The organism is Amycolatopsis sp. NPDC049159 (genome assembly GCF_040648295.1).
Classification (GTDB): domain Bacteria; phylum Actinomycetota; class Actinomycetes; order Mycobacteriales; family Pseudonocardiaceae; genus Amycolatopsis; species Amycolatopsis pretoriensis_A.
Map to the genome: position 1 here is coordinate 1 of NZ_JBEZDL010000041.1, position 17,999 is coordinate 17,999.

Annotated in this window: 13 protein-coding genes and 2 pseudogenes; 7 read left to right on the top strand and 8 right to left on the bottom strand. The window is 71.6% G+C overall.

The features are described 5' to 3' along the window. Window positions 1-75: 75 nt before the first annotated feature. Together glgX and AB0B33_RS44640 are read right to left on the bottom strand one after the other, a co-directional pair. Entirely contained in the window at window positions 76-2,259 is a 2,184-nt protein-coding gene (glgX, locus tag AB0B33_RS44635) for a glycogen debranching protein GlgX (RefSeq protein WP_360783697.1), read from the bottom strand. Window positions 2,260-2,395: 136 nt separating this feature from the next. Beyond that, the gene (locus AB0B33_RS44640; protein ID WP_360783700.1) at window positions 2,396-3,262 is read right to left on the bottom strand and encodes a manganese catalase family protein; all 867 of its coding nucleotides are present in this window, start codon (window positions 3,260-3,262) and stop codon (window positions 2,396-2,398) included. A 114-nt stretch (window positions 3,263-3,376) separates the two neighbouring features. Between AB0B33_RS44640 and AB0B33_RS44645 the strand changes: the two are divergent. The 4 genes and pseudogenes from AB0B33_RS44645 (at window position 3,377) to AB0B33_RS44660 (ending at window position 8,154) form a co-directional block, all read left to right on the top strand. Further along, window positions 3,377-4,210 (top strand): annotated as a pseudogene (locus AB0B33_RS44645) (MEDS domain-containing protein). Continuing rightward, the gene (locus AB0B33_RS44650; RefSeq protein WP_360783703.1) at window positions 4,207-5,157 is read left to right on the top strand and encodes an anti-sigma factor RsbA family regulatory protein; all 951 of its coding nucleotides are present in this window, start codon (window positions 4,207-4,209) and stop codon (window positions 5,155-5,157) included. Before AB0B33_RS44645 ends, AB0B33_RS44650 begins: the two are co-directional and overlap by 4 nt. 142 nt (window positions 5,158-5,299) lie before the next feature. After that, window positions 5,300-5,653 carry a hypothetical protein gene (locus AB0B33_RS44655; RefSeq protein WP_247024544.1) on the top strand — a complete coding sequence of 118 codons (354 nt, stop codon included), beginning with the start codon at window positions 5,300-5,302 and terminating at the stop codon, window positions 5,651-5,653. A gap of 239 nt (window positions 5,654-5,892) precedes the next feature. Further along, window positions 5,893-8,154, top strand: coding sequence for a glycoside hydrolase family 3 N-terminal domain-containing protein (locus AB0B33_RS44660; RefSeq protein WP_360783707.1), 2,262 nt, complete (start codon window positions 5,893-5,895; stop codon window positions 8,152-8,154). On the opposite strand, the gene AB0B33_RS44665 is transcribed toward AB0B33_RS44660, so the two are convergent. From AB0B33_RS44665 to AB0B33_RS44675, 3 genes are all read right to left on the bottom strand, one after another. After that, complete coding sequence (locus tag AB0B33_RS44665) at window positions 8,151-10,106, bottom strand: hypothetical protein (protein ID WP_360783710.1); 1,956 nt, start codon at window positions 10,104-10,106, stop codon at window positions 8,151-8,153. The genes AB0B33_RS44660 and AB0B33_RS44665 overlap by 4 nt on opposite strands. Before the next feature lie 89 nt (window positions 10,107-10,195). After that, window positions 10,196-12,013, bottom strand: coding sequence for a cellulase family glycosylhydrolase (locus AB0B33_RS44670; protein ID WP_360783826.1), 1,818 nt, complete (start codon window positions 12,011-12,013; stop codon window positions 10,196-10,198). A gap of 78 nt (window positions 12,014-12,091) precedes the next feature. Further along, window positions 12,092-12,748, bottom strand: a complete 657-nt coding sequence (locus AB0B33_RS44675; protein WP_360783713.1) for a TetR/AcrR family transcriptional regulator — start codon at window positions 12,746-12,748, stop codon at window positions 12,092-12,094. 113 nt (window positions 12,749-12,861) lie between these two features. Here AB0B33_RS44675 and AB0B33_RS44680 point away from each other — a divergent pair, with 113 nt between their 5' ends. Further along, window positions 12,862-13,965, top strand: a complete 1,104-nt coding sequence (locus tag AB0B33_RS44680) for a serine hydrolase domain-containing protein (RefSeq protein WP_360783715.1) — start codon at window positions 12,862-12,864, stop codon at window positions 13,963-13,965. Between the two features lie 178 nt (window positions 13,966-14,143). On the opposite strand, the pseudogene AB0B33_RS44685 reads toward AB0B33_RS44680, so the two are convergent. Further along, a pseudogene (locus tag AB0B33_RS44685) lies at window positions 14,144-14,266 on the bottom strand (TetR family transcriptional regulator); the annotation flags it as partial. A 167-nt stretch (window positions 14,267-14,433) separates the two neighbouring features. On the opposite strand from AB0B33_RS44685, the gene AB0B33_RS44690 reads away from it, so the two are divergent. Further along, a complete protein-coding gene (locus AB0B33_RS44690) occupies window positions 14,434-14,775 on the top strand; it encodes a hypothetical protein (protein WP_360783718.1) in 342 nt (113 codons plus the stop codon). Between the two features lie 101 nt (window positions 14,776-14,876). Further along, window positions 14,877-15,659 (top strand): hypothetical protein, encoded by a 783-nt coding sequence (locus AB0B33_RS44695; protein WP_360783721.1) that lies wholly within the window; start codon window positions 14,877-14,879, stop codon window positions 15,657-15,659. 805 nt (window positions 15,660-16,464) lie between these two features. Here AB0B33_RS44695 and AB0B33_RS44700 read toward each other — a convergent pair. Both AB0B33_RS44700 and AB0B33_RS44705 read right to left on the bottom strand, forming a co-directional pair. After that, a complete protein-coding gene (locus AB0B33_RS44700; protein WP_360783724.1) occupies window positions 16,465-17,358 on the bottom strand; it encodes an NADP-dependent oxidoreductase in 894 nt (297 codons plus the stop codon). Between the two features lie 4 nt (window positions 17,359-17,362). Further along, on the bottom strand, window positions 17,363-17,953 hold the full coding sequence (locus AB0B33_RS44705; RefSeq protein WP_360783727.1) for an HD domain-containing protein: 591 nt from the start codon (window positions 17,951-17,953) through the stop codon (window positions 17,363-17,365). Window positions 17,954-17,999: the final 46 nt, after the last annotated feature.

Here is a 17,999-nt window from a genome sequence, read left to right on the forward strand (position 1 = left end):
CTTCGCTACCATCTTCAAGGTGCTCTACGACCGGCCCAACTGGGCGGGCAACCGCCCTGAACACCCACGACGGGTTCAGCCTTCCTGGCCCGCTGTCCGCAGCAGGACGGCGAGCGACCGCGCGCCGACCACCAGCGAGCCGCCGCCCGGGACCGTGCGGGGCGTCGTCAGCTGGTCGCCCGCCACGCCGCCCACGAGGACGTCGCCCACCGACCGGTGGAACACCTCGCCCGTGGTGGAGTCGAGCACCACCGCCCACTCCTCGCCGTACCCACCGCCCGGGACGGTCATCGTGATGTCGTCCTCGTGGGCGTTGAAGCAGAGCAGGAACGAGTCGTCCACGACGCGCTCGCCGCGGGCGTCGAGGTCGGGGATCGCGGTGCCGTTGAGGAAGACCACGATGCTGCGGCCGAAGCCGGCTTCCCAGTCCTGGTCGGTCATCTCGTCGCCGCCCGGGGTGAACCAGGCGATGTCGCGCAGCTCGTCGCCGCGGCGGATCGGCCGGCCGGCGAAGAACCGGCGGCGGCGGAACACCGGGTGCTGCCGCCGGAGGCCGATCACCGCCGAGGTGAACTCGAACAGCTCGCGGTTGTGCTCCAGCAGCGACCAGTCCACCCACGACAGCTCGTTGTCCTGGCAGTAGGCGTTGTTGTTGCCCTGCTGGGTGCGGCCGAGCTCGTCGCCGTGCAGCAGCATCGGCACGCCCTGCGACAGCAGCATCGTGGCGATCATGTTGCGGCGCTGGCGGGCCCGCAGGTCGAGGACCTTCTCGTCTTCGGTCGGGCCCTCCGCGCCGCAGTTCCACGACCGGTTGTCGTCGGCGCCGTCGCGGCCGTCCTCGCCGTTGGCCTCGTTGTGCTTCTCGTTGTAGGACACCAGGTCGTCGAGGGTGAAGCCGTCGTGCGCGGTGACGAAGTTGATCGACGCGAACGGGCGGCGGCCGTCGTTCTGGTAGAGGTCCGACGAGCCGGTGATGCGCGAGGCGAATTCGCCCAGCGTCGCCGGTTCGCCGCGCCAGAAGTCGCGGACGGTGTCGCGGTAGGCGCCGTTCCACTCCGTCCACAGCGGCGGGAAGTTGCCGACCTGGTAGCCGCCCGGGCCGACGTCCCACGGCTCCGCGATCAGCTTCACCTGGCTCACCACGGGGTCCTGCTGCACCAGGTCGAAGAACGTGGCCAGCCGGTCGACGTCGTAGAACTCGCGGGCGAGCGTGGCGGCGAGGTCGAAGCGGAAGCCGTCGACGTGCATCTCGGTCACCCAGTACCGCAGCGAGTCCATGATCAGCTGCAGGGTGTGCGGCTGGCGGACGTTGAGGGAGTTCCCGGTGCCGGTGTAGTCCATGTAGTACTGCGGGTCGTTCTCGACCAGCCGGTAGTAGGCCTGGTTGTCGATGCCGCGCATCGACAGCGTCGGCCCGAGGTGGTTGCCTTCGGCGGTGTGGTTGTAGACGACGTCGAGGATGACTTCGATGCCGGCTTCGTGCAGCGTCCGCACCATCGCCTTGAACTCGTGCACCTCGCTGCCCGGTGTGGCGGGCATGATCGAGGCGGCGTACTCGTTGTGCGGCGCGAAGTAGGCGATCGTGTTGTAGCCCCAGTAGTTCGCGAGGCCGCGCTCGGTGAGGGCGTGGTCGTGCAGGAAGTGGTGGACCGGCATCAGCTCGACGGCCGTGACGCCGAGGGACTTGAGGTACTCGACCATCACCGGGTGCGCCAGCCCGGAGTAGGTGCCCCGCAGCTCCTCGGGGATGTCCGGGTGGAGCTTGGTCAGCCCGCGGACGTGGGCTTCGTAGACCACCGTCTCGTTGTAGGGCACCTTCGGCGGCCGGTCGTTGGCCCAGTCGAAGTACGGGTTGACGACGACCGCGCGGACGGTGTGCGCCGCGGAGTCGTCGTCGTTGCGCTCGCCGGGGCGGTCGAAGCGGTAGCCGAACACGGACTCGTCCCAGTCGACGCGGCCGGTGACGGCCTTGGCGTACGGGTCGAGCAGCAGCTTGGCGGGGTTGCACCGCAGGCCGCGCGCCGGGTCGTGCGGTCCGTGGATCCGGTAGCCGTACTCCTGGCCCGGACCGATCCCGGTCAGGTAGCCGTGGTGGACGAAGCCGTCGACCTCCGGCAGCCGGACCCGGGTCTCGGTTCCGTCCGGGGCGAACAGGCAGAGGTCGACGCGGTCGGCGACCTCCGAGAAGAGCGCGAAGTTGGTGCCGACGCCGTCGTAGTCGGCGCCGAGCGGGTAGGGGGTACCGGGCCAAGGCTGCACAGGGCCTCCACAGTGCGCGAATGAACTCCGCCCGGATACCCGGCCGGCGCTGCTCGTACCCGTGACGTGCCTCTCCTCACCCGGACGGCCGCCCGGCCCGGGACCGCCGTCGCGCGCGGCGGTCCCGGGCCCCGGGTCAGCTCAGCTTCTTCTTGGCGGCCTTCGCCTTCCCCTTGACGGTGCCTTTCGCGTCCTGCAGCGGCGCGTACGTGCTGTAGAGCGCGGGGTCGGGTTTGGGTGCGGTGCCCGGGCCGCCGAGGGGCTCGGGTTCCATCAGGTACTCGATGCCGGCGTCGGTGGTCCAGCTGGAGCCCTTGGCGCCGTCGGGCCCGTCGGAGAGGTGCCAGATGGTGTGGTTGTGGGTCTGGTCCTCCTCGTCGAGCAGCGCATTGGGGGCGATCTCGTCCTCGAGGCCGTCGGCCTTGAGCTCCTCGATCGCGGCCAGCCACTGCTTCTGGTGCACGGTGTCGCGGGCGAGGTTGAACTGCAGCATCGCCTTGACGCCGGGGTCGTCGGTCATGTTGTAGAGCCGGGCGGTCTGCAGCCGGCCCTGCGCTTCGGCGGCGACGTTGGCGCGGAAGTCGGCCAGGAGGTTGCCCGAGGCGATGATGTACTTGCCGTTCCACGGGGTGCCGTTGCTGTCGGCGGGCAGGGCGCCGCCGCCGGCGACGATGGCCTGCTGGACGTCCATGCCGCCGATCATCGCGGCCATCACCGGGTCCTTGACGGCTTCGGCGGTGACGGTCGAGGGGGCGCCTTTGAGCAGCCGCGCGACCATCGTGGCCAGCATTTCGACGTGCCCGATCTCCTCGGTCGCGGTGTCCATGATCAGGTCCTTGTACTTGCCTTCGATGCGGCAGTTCCAGCCCTGGAACAGGTACTGCATCGTCACGGTCATCTCGCCGAAGGCGCCGCCGATGAGCTCCTGGAGCTTGTGGGCGTAGACCGGGTCGGGCTTTTCGGGCTTGGCTTCGAACTGCAGCAGCTTCGTGTGACGGAACACGGGTGTTCCCTTTCGTCCGGGGTGGTGGTCGGACCGGGCTTTCCCGGTAAGGGGACGGTTAACCGCGGAAGGTCCGGCGCGTCGCCCGAGGCGGCGTACGCTCGTCTCGTGCAGATGCCGACCCACGGGCCTCCTCCGGCGGCCTTCGACCACGTGTGCTGGGGCTACCGCGACGTCGGCGAGTTCGTGACGCGCGCCCGGGACTTCCTCGCCGACGGCGTCGCCGCGGGGGAGCGGATCCTCTACGTCGCGTCCGGCGACGAGACGGCCCTGGCCGGGCAGCTGCGCGTGGACGCGCGGCTCGACGAGGCCTTCCGGCGGGGCGCGGTGTAGGTGGTCCCGGTCGAGGCGGCCTACCGCACGGGGACCGCGGTCGACCCCGTCACCCAGGTCGAGCGCTACGCCGCGGCGACGGCCGAGGCGCTGGCCGCCGGGTACACCGGGCTGCGGGTCGCCGCCGACGTGACGTCGCTGGTGCGCACCCCGGCCCAGCTGGACGCCTTCGCCCGCTACGAGCACCGCGTCGACCACTTCATGGCCGCCAACCCGATGTCGGCGCTGTGCGGTTACGACCTCGAGGAGCTGGGCGAGGACGTCGTGGCCCAGCTCGCCTGCCTGCACCCCGCCGCCCACGCGGGCGCGACCCCGTTCCACCTGCACGGCCACGGCCGGCCCGAGAGCAGCGCCGCGCTGGCCGGCGACGTCGACCCGGCGGCCCGGCGGTTGTGGCCGCTGGCGCTGGAGCGCGCCGACCTGCGGGCCGCCGGGGGGACGATCGCGATCGACGCCGCCGGCCTGACCTTCATCGACCACCGCGGCCTGCTCGCCGTGGCCGCCTACGCCGACCGGCGCGACACCACGGTCACCCTGCGGACGCGCCTGGCCGGTCCCGCCCGCCTGCTGGAGCTGCTGGACCTGTCCAGCGTCCGGGTGGAGGCGGCGTGGTGAGCACCGGAACCGCCGCCAGGGGCTACGACCACGCCGCCGTCCACTACGCGTCCGACGACGAACTGCTCGCCGTCGGCGTGCCGTTCCTGACCGGCGGCATCGCCGCGGGCGAGCCGACCGTCGTCTCGCTGGAGCCGGACCGCGCCGAGCTGCTGCGCGCGGCGCTCCCCGCGGACTCGGGCACGCACTTCCTGGCGACCGGCGAGCTCTACGCGCGGCCCCCCGCGGCGATCCGGTCCTACCGCGAGCTGATGGCCGGGTTCGTCGCCGGCGGGGCGGCGGGCATCCGCATCTTCGGCGAGATCCCGCGCGCCGCGATCGACACGTCCTGGGACTGGTGGGCGCGCTACGAGTCCGCGGTCAACCACGCCTACGACGAGTTCCCGCTGCGCAGCATCTGCGCCTACGACACCCGCACGACCCCGCGCCACGTGCTCGACGACGTCGCCCGCACCCACCCGTTCGTCGCCACCCCCGGCGGGCGCCGCGCGAACGACGGCTACGTCGACCCGCTCGCCTTCCTGGCCGGTCCGCGGCCGATGGTGCTTTACCCGATCCAGCGCACCCCGCCGCTGGTCGAGCTCGCCGACCCGCAGCCCCGCGAGGCGCGGCAGGCGGTGCTGGCCGTGAACAAGACCGAGCTGCCCGCCGCGGAGATCGACGACCTCGTCCTCGCGGTCAGCGAGATCGCCGACAACGCCCTGCGCCACGGCCGCCCGCCGGTCACCCTGCGGATCTGGGCCGACCCGGCGTGCATGGTGGTGACCGTGCACGACGCCGGCGACGGCCCCGGCGACCCGTTCGCCGGCCTGCTGCCGGCCGAGCGCGAGGTCGGCGGCCGCGGCCTGTGGATCACGCACCAGGTGTGCAGCCAGGTCACGCTCCACCGCGACCACACGGGGTTCACGGCCCGGCTCACCGCCGGGAACCCCTGGCCGGCCCGCTGACCCGTTCGGGGCAACGGCCGCGCGGTCAGCGGTTCGCGGCACCCACACGATGGTGGCCTGAAGTGGAAAGCGCCCGGAAGGCGAAAGTAGGTTCTGCCGTGCGGGACGGAAACCGCAATTCGCCGATTCGAGGAGTTTTCCCATGCTGAAGAAGGTTGGTTTCGTCGTGGCCACGATGGCCGCCGGCGCGTTCCTGGCCGGCGGGGTCGCCGCCGCCGGCACCCCGGACGGCCACGGGCACCACGGTTACGACCAGAACGACCAGCTCGGCTTGCTGAACCTGAACAACACCGACGCGCTGCACAACGTCAACGCCACGCTCGGCGTGTGCGACAACGACGTCAACGTGCTGGGCGTCCAGGTCCCGGTGCGCAACGCGCTCAACGGAATCGGTGTGCCGATCCTTTCCCCGGGTTCGCACGAGGCCAGTGGCGAATCCCCGTACAACTGCGCGGCGGGCGCCATCGCCGACGGCGGAACGAGCCAGGGCAACTGATTCCCCGGGCCGGCGACGTCCGGCTCGAGCGGGACCGGCCGGAAACGAAAGCCGGTCCCGCTCGAACGCATTCACCCCCCGCCGGAAAAGGCGGGGGGTTTTTGTTTTCCCGCGGCCGCCGCCGGGACCCCCGCCGCTGAGTGCTGCGCGGGCCGCCGACGCGGCATACGCTGTTCGCGCCCGATCCCGATCCGAGGAGTCCGCCCCCGCTTCTGTGTGCCTCGCGAAAGGTCCCCGCCATGTCGCAGCAGGTCAGTCACGAAACCACGGCCGCGGACGGGGTGAACCGGCGCAGCGTGCTCGCCGGGCTCGCCGGCGGCGTCGCCTCGATGGGGCTGCTCGCCCCCGCCGCCACGGCCGCCGCCGCCGAGAACGGCGGGCGGCCGCAGCACGACGAACGCGTCGAAGCGCTGCTCAAGAAGATGACCTTGGCCGAAAAGGTCGGTCAGCTCCAGCTCGTCGGGGACGAGACCACGGCTCGCGCGGCGCTCGCGGACGGGCGGCTCGGCGGCGTCTTCTCCGTCGTCGGCGCGGCCGAGCTCAACGCCCTGCAGCACCTCGCCGTCGAGCGGACGCGGCTGAAGATCCCGCTGATCTTCGGCCTCGACGTGATCCACGGGTACACCACCAACTTCCCGATCCCGCTGGCCCAGGGCGCGAGCTTCGACCCCGCCGTCGCCGGCGCCGACGCGACGGTCTCGGCGAAGGAAGCCCGTGGCAGCGGCATCCACTGGACGTACGCGCCGATGATGGACGTCACCCACGAGCCGCGGTGGGGGCGGATCGCCGAGGGGTACGGCGAAGACCCCTACCTCGCCACGCAGCTCGCCGTCTCGAAGGTGCGCGGCTACCAGGGGCGCGACTACTCCGCGCCGGACCGGCTCGCCGCCTGCGCCAAGCACTTCGTGGCCTACGGCGGGGCCGAAGGCGGGCGCGACTACAACACCGTCGACGTCTCGCTGCAGCGGCTGCACAACTTCTACCTGCCGCCGTTCAAGGCCAGCGTCGAAGCCGGCGTGGCGACCGTGATGGCAAGCTTCAACACCATCAGCGGCGTGCCGGCGCACGGCAACGGTTACGTCCTGCACGACGTCCTCAAGGGCCGCTACGGCTTCGGCGGCTTCGTCGTCAGCGACTACACGGGCATCCAGGAGCTGATCCTGCACGGCCTGGCCGGCGACGGCGCGGACGCCGCGGCGGCCGCCCTGCCCGCCGGTGTCGACATGGAGATGGTCAGCACGAACTACGCCGAGTTCGCGCAGCGGCTGCTGGACCAGCGCCGGATCACCCGCGACCAGATCGACGACGCCGTCCGCCGGATCCTGCTGGTCAAGTTCCGGCTCGGCTTGTTCGACCACCCCTACGTCGACGAGTCCACCGAGGTGAAAGCGCCTTCACCGGCCGCGCTCGCGGCGTCGCGGCAGGCCGCCGGGCGGTGCATGGTGCTGCTCAAGAACGACGGGCCGGTGCTGCCGCTGGCGAAGTCGGTCGGCTCGGTGGCGGTCGTCGGCCCGCTCGGCGCGGCGACCTACGACCTCAACGGCACGTGGTCGGGCCTGGGCACCGGCGCTTCGACGACACCGCCGGTGACGGTGGTCGACGGGATCAAGGCCGCGGCGCCGGGAGCCACGGTGACCTACACCGCCGGCTGCACCGTCGACGGCACCGACACCGGCGGGTTCGCCGCGGCGCAGCAGGCGGCGCGCGCGGCCGACGTGACCGTCGTGGTGGTCGGCGAAACCGCCGCGATGAGCGGCGAAGCGGCGGCGCGCAGCACCATCGACCTCCCGGGTGTGCAGCAGCAGCTGGTGGCCGCGATCAAGGAGACCGGCAAGCCGTTCGTGGTCGTGCTCGTCAACGGCCGGCCGCTGACCATCCCGTACCTGCACGACAACGCGCCCGCCGTGCTCGAGGCGTGGGCGCCGGGCGTGCAGGGCGGCCACGCGATCGCCGACGTCCTGTTCGGCACGGTCAACCCGGGCGGCAAGCTGCCGGTCAGCTTCCCCCGCGCGGTCGGGCAGATCCCGATCTACTACAACCACGAGAACACCGGCCGCCCGGCCGATCCGGCCAACAAGTACACGTCGAAGTACCTCGACCTGGAGTCCGGCCCGCTCTACGAGTTCGGCCACGGCCTGTCGTACACGACGTTCCGCATCGACGGCCTCCGGCTTTCGGACACGCGCCTGCCGGCCCGCGGCGGGCGGATCCAGGTGAGCGTCCGGGTCGCCAACACCGGTTCCCGCGCCGGCGACGAGGTCGTGCAACTTTACTTGCGCGACCCGGTCGCGAGCATCGTCCAGCCGGTCCGCCGGCTGCGCGGCTTCCAGCGGGTGACCCTCGCCGCGGGCGCGTCGACCACGGTGTCGTTCACGCTCACCCCGGACGACGTCGGGTTCTACGACAACGCGGCCGCGTTCCGCGTGGAGCCGGGCAAGATCGAGGTCTACGTCGGCAACAGCTCCGCGGCGACGCTGTCGTCGAGCTTCACCGTCGTCTAGGAGCGGCTCGCCTCAGGAGGAGGCGGCGGAATGTCTACGTCATGTCCGGCCACCGCCCCGCCGATGTGGATAGTGCCGTGGACGGCGCCGGCCTGCATGACTGTTCCGACGACGTCGCCGGTGACCCTGTTGACGACGGATTGCTCGGTCGGTCGTGTCGCGTTGAGTGCTGGGCGGAAGCACGGGTGAATGCAGAACTCGCTCTCCTGCGGCCGGATCGAGGTCTCCGCTGTTCCGGCGTAGACATAACCCTCGCGACGGCGAACTCCGAGGAAGCCGACCGAGAAGAGCAACTCGATGACCGAGTCGGGATCGAGCAAGTGAGTGTAGGCGGGATGCCGGTCCGCCAGCCCTTGCCGGAACGGGCCGAACATCCGCGCTATGGAGGTGCGGGTGAGCTCGTACCCGATGTCCCTGAAAATCGGCAGCAAGGAGCTCAGGAACGGAAACCGCACCCGGTACTCCTTCGCGAGGTCGAGGATCTTCCAGCGCGAGAACACGAGGGTCGCGTCCAGGACGTCGGTCGCGGTGATGAGGTGGTGGCCGTTGCCATGGGCCGTGTCCCGGCACTGGTTCAGGAACTGGATCGCGTCACGAGGCCTCGGCAGGGAACGGGAGAAGAGGTAGTCGGCGGTCGGCTCGCCGAGGATCCGGGGTGGGAAGACCTCGCCCCACAGCTCGTCCGGCGTCAGCCGCCTTCCCAAAGCCACGCCGGCCCGGGTGATCGCGAGCTCGTGGAGCTGGTGGCTGGTCCAGCTGATCCGGACTTCGTCGCTGTGGAACTTGTCGGCGTCGCTGAAGTCCAGGGCGTCGTAGATGTCCGATCGGACGAAGGAAGCACACCGAAGGGCTTTGCCGTACGTGAGTGCCACGTGTTTGCTGGCCAGCAGCAGGCCGATCACGAGTGCGGCGCTTTCCGGCTCGCTCGACCAGATCTGCTCCAGCTGATCGACCAGGATGAGCAGCGGCCCGGTGCGTTCCACCCAGTCGAGGTCGTCGAAAACCTGGCGTACGCCCGCTTCGACGATCTCGAGCTGGCGGGAAGCGCGCACGCCCGCCGGCGCATTGTTCGTGGTGACGGCCAGTTTCGCCCCGAACGCCTCGAGCGAGACGGAAGACACGAGACTGCGGCCCGCCCGCGTGACCCGGTGGTAGAGGCTTTGGTCGTCGAGTTCGCCGTTGTCGCGGAGGAAGCGTTCCAAAACTCCCACCGAAGCGGGTCGTCGTCGCTGCCGGCCCACCGCGCGCGGGTGCCGGACGAGCAACCGGGCAGCGTGGAGCGCGAACACGTATCGCCACAGGAGCGCCTTGGCCGCGGGTGCGGTGAGTCCCTCCAGGGTGAATTCCCGAAGGACCTCACCGGCGGCATCGTCCGGGGTGATCAGGTAGGACCGGTCGGGCCCTGGATCACTCGTCGCCATCCGCATGCAGATGGCGCTCTTCCCGGAACCCTTGCGCCCGACGATCAGGTTCTTGCGCCCGGCGAGGACTTCCTCGTAGACCGTGGTCGCCACGAACCCTTCGCGAAGCAGGCCGTCCGCCATGTCGTGTTCGGCGTCGTCGCGACCGAAGAACAGCGGTTTCACGACGTTGGGGGCGTCCGAGATGACAGCTTCCTCGCCCCGCTCGCCGATTGACGCTGTTACGAGTGCCGGTCGAATCGGCGCGATGCCGTTCGCTGGCGCGGCGAAGTCGTCCGATGGACCCATGGCCGCACGCAGCTCACGGCCGAACGAGGGGTTGCGTTCGGCTTCTTCCTCCAGTGCGAGCAGTGCCCGCGTGCGTGTCCGTTCCGTCACGGCGCCACCGGCTGCCTCCGATATCAGGAGCTGGATCGCCGGGTCGTCACCCAGCGCTCGGGTGACCAGTTCACCGACGCGCGCGTCGGCTGCTGCGGAATCGTGGATGAACTGGGAAGCCCACTGCTCCACCAGCCTGACGACGCGGTACACCGGTCGCCCTCCTCCGTGACGACGGACCTGGACGTGTGCTGAGTCGTCCGAGCGGCCGGGTTTGCTACACCATCGCCCTGATCCTGAGGTCAGGAGCGGCAGAGCAGCGCATCGGGCGTCCGGTTCGACCCGAGCCGGCCCGTATAGGCAACCCCGGCGACGTACTCGCCGGGGTTGCACTGCCCCTTGTAGTTGCCCGACGCGAAATCGCCGCCGAGGTCGCCCGCAGGGCGGTTGTCGCCGCGGTCGAACCAGACCGTGCGGCCGGTACGGCCGAGCGGGGTGGGGGAGCGGCCGCACAGGACCGCGGAAACCGCCGTGCCCTTGACGCTGTAGCCGACGACCGCGTGGTCCGGCGGGCACTGGGCCTTGGTGTAACCGGACGCCCAGTCGGTGTCCACAAAGGACTCGTCGCGGACGGCGGTGTACGCCGTGGGCGTGGGCAGCGTGCCGGTGCAGAGGCCGCGGTTGCCGGTGTGCGCCAGGCCGGTGAGGCGCTGGCCGTCCGGGCAGGAACCCTTGCGCGCGCCCGGATCCCAGTCCGGCTTCGCGCGCATCGTCCGTGACGCCGGGAAGTCGGCGTAGTCCAGGTCGAGCATCGACCAGTGCGCGGCCGGCGGGACCTGCCCGGTGCGCGCGGGCGCGTTCACCAGCCGCTGCCAGGCCGGGCCGCGCCAGTCGGACCCGTCGAGGACGTCGATGCGCCGGCCCGCCGCGTCCCACGCCAGCAGGGACCAGCCGTCGCCGGAGCCGTTGGTCTGGAAGCCGACCGCGGGCCAGTAGGCGAAATCGGTGTCGGTCTCGGCCAGGTAGTCCACGAAGTTCTCGAACCACGCGCGGGAAGCGGCGTCGGTGGTGCCGCGGCCTTCGCCGAACTCGCTGATCCACAGCGGGGCCGTGTAGTGCTTGCCGGTCTCGGCCTCGACGAAGAACGCCTGCCGGTACAGGGTGTCGCGCAGCTGCTGGGGCGTGAGGTCGCGGTAGCGCGGGTCGTGCGTCTCGCCGACGCCGGTGGCGCCGGAGTGGTTCGGCCCGGTGTAGCCGTAGAAGTGCGCCGAATAGACGAGTTTCCCGGAGTCGACGAGCGTGTGCGACAGGGTGCGCGCGGGCTCCAGCGTGGGACGGCCGTGGGCGAAGCCGTCGATGGGCAGACCGGTCCAGTTGATCCCCTCGACGATGATCAGCAGGTCGCGGTTGGCCTCGGTGAGGATCCGGTCGGCGACCTGCTGGCTCGCGCGCTGCCAGTCGGTTCCGTTGCCCCAGCCCCAGTTCGGGTCGTCGAAGGTGTTGCGGCGGACTTCGTTGTACAGGTCGGCGCCGACCACGCGCTTGTTCGCGGCGTAGCGGCGGGCCATGAACAGCCAGTCGTCCTGCCACTGCTGCTCGCTCTGCGCGGTGTTCCAGCGTTCGTTGCCGTCGAGCCCGCAGCACCAGCGCGCCGTCGTGGTGTGGTTGTTGAGGATGACGGCGAACCCGCGCGCGGTGAGCCGGTCGACGACGCGGTCGTACACCTGCAGCGGGGTGAGGCCGTGCAGGCCGGGGTTGGCCGGCAGGTCGGGAACCGCGTTCGGGTCGTGGATCATCGCGTTGGAGAACGGCAGCCGCACACTGTTGAGGCCCAGCTGCGCGAGTCCGTCGATGACGGTGTCGATCGGCGCGCGGTCCAGCCCGAGCGGGGTCTGGTAGGCGATCTCGCCGGCGTGGTGGTTGGCGGGGTCGTTCGTGTCGCCCGAACCGGTCCACGTCCCGCTCGCGCCGTGCCAGTTGGCGGCTTTGAGCTTGAACCGGTCGCCGTTGGCGTCGACGATGTAGCGCCCCCGGGTGCTCAGCGGTCCCACCCACGGCGCCGGCGCCGCGGCTTGCGCGGGCGGGGAAAGGGGAACGACGAAGCCGGCGGCCGACAGCACGGTGAGCGCGACACTGAGGAACCTCACCGGCGGAGGTTAACCAACCACGAGGCCGGGTGTATACGGCCATGCGGTGGCTCAGCGGGGAATCGCGGCCTCGATGTCGGCGAGCTGGGCGGCGATCAGTTCTTCGAACGCCGCGCCGCGCTCCGCGCCGAGGGGACGGACGTCGCGGGCGAAGTGGGCCAGCGCGGGGAAGCGTTCCGGGTCGGCGCCCAGCACCGCGACGCGGAACAGCTCCAGGCTCTGCTCGCGCTCCTCCGGCGTGATGGTGGTGACGCCGGCTTCGGCCGAGATCAGCGCGGCGATCAGGATCGCGAGCCGGTGGTAGCGCGCCGGGATCTCCTCCTCAGGGAGGCCCGCCTCGCGCAACGCCGCCAGGACCTGCTCCATGACCAGCCGGGACCCGTGGCCGCCCGAGGCGTAGCGGCCCCAGATCGCCGCGATCTGCGGTTGCGTGCCGAACGCTTCCCGCAGGCGCCGGGCGAGCGCGGTGAGACGTTCCTTCCAGTCGCCTTCGGGCCGGTAGCCGTCCACGGCGGACACCAGGATGCGGTCGGCGAGCGCGCGCAGCAGCTCCGTCTTGGTGCGGAAGTGCCGGTAGAGACTCGAGGAGTCCGTCCCGAGCGCCGCGGCCAGCTTGCGCACGCTGAACGACTCCGCGTCGCTCGTGCGCAGCAGTTCCGCGGCCGTGTCCAGGATTTCTTCGGTCGTCCAACGCCTGCGGCCCGCCATTTCGCCCCTTTCGACGTCTTCAGCATAGCCTATGCACTTGCTGTTGCACGCACCGCGTGCATAATGAGGACGCAAGGGGCCCGGTCGTCGGGCCCCGGCTCTGGGAGGACACAGTGCTGAATTCTTCCGCGCTCGACGCGGCTCTCGAAGACGTCCACTGCGCCGGCGTACCCGGCCTGTTCGCCGAAGTCCGCGCGGGCGACCACGTCTGGCGCGGCGCCGCCGGGGTCGCCGACGTCGATACCGGGCGGCCGGTCACCGCCGGAATGCGGCACCGCGTCGGCAGCATCACCAAGACCTTCACCGCCGCCGCGGTGCTGGCGCAGGTCGAGCAGGGCCGGATCGAGCTCGACAAGCCGGTGGGGCACTACCTGCCGAATCTGGTGCCCGGCGACGCGATCACGGTCCGGATGCTGATCAACCACACCAGCGGGCTCGCCGAGTACCTGCCCTGCGCTTATCCGTCGCTGCGGGCGTTCCCCGACCTGGCGAAGACGTCGCCGCAGAGCCTGGACGACCACCGGTTCACCCACTTCGACCCCGTCGAGCTGATCGCGCTGGGGGTCGGCGCCCCGGCCGCCGGCGCGCCGGGCAGCACGCCCGGGCTGTACTCGAACACCAATTACCTGCTGCTGTGCGAACTCCTCGAGCACGTGACCGGCACGGCGGCCGAGAAGGTCATCACCCGCGACGTCATCGAGCGCGCCGGGCTCCGCGACACCGAACTGCCCGGCGGCACGCACATCGACGGCCCGCACTCCCGGCTCTACGAGTCCTGGTTCGGGATGATCGACCCGCCGCGCGACTACAGCGTCTACGACATGTCGTGGGTCGGGCCGTCGGCGTCGCTGATCTCGACCGTCGCGGACCTCAACCGCTTCTACGCCCGGCTGCTGGCCGGCGAAGTCGTCAGCCGGGCGTCGCTGGCGGAGATGCAGCGAACCGTGCCGGTGATTTCCCAGGAGGGCAAGGTGATCCCGTACGGGCTCGGCCTGCACCCGGCGGAGGCGCCGGGACAGCCCACGTTCTGGGGCCACGGCGGCACGGTCTGGGGCGGCGGCGCGCTGGCGATGACCCGCGCCGACGGCGGGCGGCAGCTGGCGCTCGCGCTGAACCTGCAGCGGTGGAACGAACTCGACGCCACCGGACGGCCCCAGCCGCACCCGATCGACGCCGCGCTCGCGGCGTTCCAGCAGCTCGCGCTGTACGGCGAGTGAGCCGCGGCGGTCGGCGGTGATCGGCGGTGACGGAAATCAGAGCTGAGGACCACGTGCGTCCGCAGGTCGCAGAACCGCGGCACTGCTCCGGCGAGCCGCTGACGACGTCGGCCACTTCAGCGGCGCTCAGCCGGTCGCGCCAGTCGGCCCAGCCCTGTTCGGCCAGCTCGGGGAGGAGTTCTTCGCGGGATTCGAAGTACCGGCGCAGCGCCGACGGGTGCAGCCCGACCCGCTTCGTCACCTCGGTCAGTGTGACCTCGCGCACACCGCGCTCCACCGCGAGCTCGCGCGCCGCCGTCAGGAGGGCGTTCTTGCGGGCCTCTCTGTCCTGGTCGAGCTGGCGGGGCTGGGAAGAACCATGATCTTCTTCGTCACCGGCGCATCCCGCGGGCGCGGCGACAGGGCGGCGGCCGGATCATCCAGGTCTCGCTGGCCACCGAGGTCGGGCCGCCGGGCATCAAGATCACCGTGCTCGAACCCGGCGGGACGCACACCGGCTGGGCGGGGGCGTCGATGGCGACGCCGCCGACCAGCGAGCCGTACGAGGTGACCGTCGGCGTGTCCGCGCGGGCGATGGCCGACTTCGAAGAGCACGCGAACGGCGACCCGCGGAAGGTGGCCGACCTCGACGACCCGCCGCTGCGCCTGCTGGCCGGCAGCGACGCCTGCGAGTTCGGCCGGGAGGCCTGGCAGCACCGCGTCGCGGCGGGCGAGAAGTGGGAGGAGTCGAGCCGGTCCACCGACCCCGAATCCGCCGGTGGGGCCTGGCGCGGTCAGCGCGGCGCGAGCCTCCCCGACGTGCGGGCGTGACGCCGTCGAGTGGTCGAGGTTCCGGACGGCCCTCCACTGGGTAGCCCACAGGTGTGAGGCTGAGCAGGCTGTGCCTGCGGCGACGAGTGAGAGGTGATCACATGAGCCAGGGCGACGCCCCGGTCGGGCGATCGGTGAAGACGGCGGCGGCCGGCGTTCGGGATCTCGCCGCGGAGGCCGCGCGAGTGGGTGCGGCCGCGGCCGTGCGAGCGGTCGAAATCACCGACCGGAAACTGGCCGAAAGCAAGGACGAGCTGGCCAAGGTCGGCCGCGCGGCGACCAAGGACCTGGACAAGAGCACGCGGTCGTCCCGCCGCGACGTGCTGTCCAACTCCACGGCCGCCCGCGACGAGGTACTGGCCCGTGCGGCGAAGATGCGCGACCCGGGCCGCAAGGCCGCCCTCGCGGTAGCGGCGGTGGTGGGCTCGGCGAACGAGTCCGGCCGGCGCAGGCGCAAGGCGGTGGCCACGGCGAAGCGTGACTTGGCGGTGGCCCTGCAGGAAGCGAAGGGCGTGGCCCGCGGCGAGCGCGGTAAGCGAGCCCGCTGGCCCTGGGTGGTGGCGGCCGCCGCGGTGGCGGGCGCGATCGTCGCGGTGGTGCAGGTCCGACGGCCGAACCCGTTGGCCGACCAGGCCGCGGACCCGGCCACGCTGCCGGCCGACAAGCCGGTGGCGGTGCCGTCGGAGAAGCCGGTCGCCCCGAAGCCGGCTTCGGTTCCGCCTGCGGCGGCCGACAAGCCGGCGGCTCCCCAGGCATCCCCGGCGCCTGCGCCGGCGCCGACTGCGGTGCCGCCGAAGCCCGAGGTGAAGCCTGAGGCGAAGCCGACGGAGAGCGCGAAGAACGGCCGCGAGCCGGTTTCGCGGGGCCAGAACAAGGCCCACTAGTTCTGGTAACCGCTGCCCCGCACCCCCGCGATCGGGGGCGCGGGGCAGCGGCATGCCTTGGGCAGGCGGGAAATGCTTGCCGGTGGGATGGGTGCGGCACGGGGCCGGACTGAGTAGGTCGGCGCGGCAGCTCTGCGGGAGTGGCTGAGCCTGGTGCGGCGGTCGGTGGGGTTTGTGACTATGCGGTGCCGGTGAGTTGGCCGGGTCGCGGCAATCCTGGGGAGTGGCTGAGCCTGGCGCGGCGGATGCTGGGGCTTGTGGCTATGCGTGCCGGTGAGTTGCCCGGGTCGCGGCAATCCCGCGGGAGTGGCTGAGCTTGGTGCGGTGGTCGCTGGGGTTGCGGCTGGGAGGTGTGGGGCACCGAGGAGTGGCAACTCCGCGGGAGTAGCGAGACTGGTGCGGTGGTCGCTGGGGTTGCGGCTGGGAGGTGTGCGGCAGCGGCGAGTTGCGGGTGTTCGGCAATCCTGGGGAGTGGCTGAGTCTGACGCGGCGGTCGCTGGTGTTTGCGGTCGGGAGGTGTGCGGCACCGTGGGTTGGCCAGGGCGCGGCAATTCCGCGGGAGTGGTCGAGCCTGGCGCGGCGGTCGCTGGGGCGCGGTCGGGAGGTGTGCGGCAACCTGCGCGAGTGCCCGAGCCCGGCACGGCGGTCGCCGATGTGAGTGGGCGTTTGCGGCGCCCGAAACAAGCGTAAATGAACCCGCTCCGGTGCGAGTGGCGCACCGGAGCGGGTTTCGCGGCGGTATCGGGGCGCGCCCGGGATGGGCGCCCGGCCAACCGCGGCGCCCGGCCGAAGGGGCAGCCGCCGGCTACTCCTCCTCGGTCACCCTGATCACCGTCTTCCCGCGGGTCCGGTGGGCGAACTCCGCCGGCACCTCCGCGAGCGGCCGCACCGCGCCCACCCGCACCTCGAGACGGCCGTCCCGTACTCGCTGTGCCAAGTCCGTCAGCCGGGCTCGGTCCGGTTCCACCACGAAAAAGACCGCGCGCCCGTCGGCCGGGCGGATCCGGGGCGGCTCGGCGATCGTCACCAGCGTCCCGCCCGCCCGCACCAACGCCGCCGAACGGTCGAGGACCTCGCCGCCCAGGACGTCGAGGACCACGTCGACCTCCGTCAGCTGGTCCAGCTCGAAGAAAGCCGCCGCGCCGAGGCCGAGCACCGTCTCGCGGTCCGAAGGGCGGCCCGTGCCCAGCACCCGGGCTCCCGCCGAGCGTGCCAGCTGGACCGCCAAGGATCCGACGCTGCCCGCGGCGCCGTGGACGAGGACCGTCCGGCCGGACTCCAGGCGGCCGTGGTCGAAGAGGGCCTGCCAGGCCGTCAAACCCGAGATCGGCAACGCCGCGGCCGTCACGTGGTCGATGTCCGCGGGGAGCGGGGCCAGGTTGCGGGCTTCCACCGCCACGTACTCCGCGAGGGTGCCGTCGCGGGTCCAGTCGGCCAGGCCGAACACGCGCTGGCCGATGGTCAGGCCCGTCGTGCCGTAGCCGAGTTCCGTCACCACGCCGGAGAGTTCGTGGCCGGGGACGCTCGGCGCCCGGTCGCGGCCCGCGCGGTCGGTCCACGTGGCCGGCCAGGTGAGCTCGCCGGGCGTGAACGCGGCGGCGTGCACCCGGACGACGACGTCGTTCTCCGCCGCGTGCGGGTGCGGTAGTTTGGTGAGTTCGGGTTCCGCCGTGCGGTCCCGGACGGTGATGGCCTGCATGTGATCAGCCCCGTTCGAGTGGGTTGGCCGCCATCCGGGTGGCGAGGTCGTTGCGGATCGCGGCCGCGGCCGAGCTGTCCGGTTTGCGGCCGGCCTGGTCGCGGAAGCACCGGAGGAACTCGGTGACGAGGTCCAGCCGCGGGTACCGGGTCAGCACGCCGGTGCGGAAGGCACCGGGCAGCTCCGCGACGCCGCGCCCGGCGATGTCGGCCGCGGCGGCCCTCGACAGCAGGAAGCCCTCGGGGTCTTCGGCGGGGTCCACCTCCGCCCACATGTGCCGGACGATCACCTCGGCGAGCCGCTCCCGCCGCGCGGCCGGCCACCCCGCGCCGGCGGCGAACACCCACGCGACGTGGCCGCCGGCGACCTCGAACGGCCTCGTGTGGCTGTCGAACTCCGGGGCCAGCCCGACGTCGTGGAGCATCGCCGCCACGAACAGGAGCTCGGCGTCGAACTCCACCTGGTGCGCCTCGCCGAGCGCCGTCGCCCAGGCGTAGACCCGCATCGCATGGTTCAGCAGTGACGGCGACGAGTACGCCGCCGCCACTTCGGCCGCGGTCGTGCAGGCCGGGCCTTCGGGGAAGGACAGTTCCATGACCCCGAGGGCACGCCTTGCATTACGACCATTACATGTAACGTAA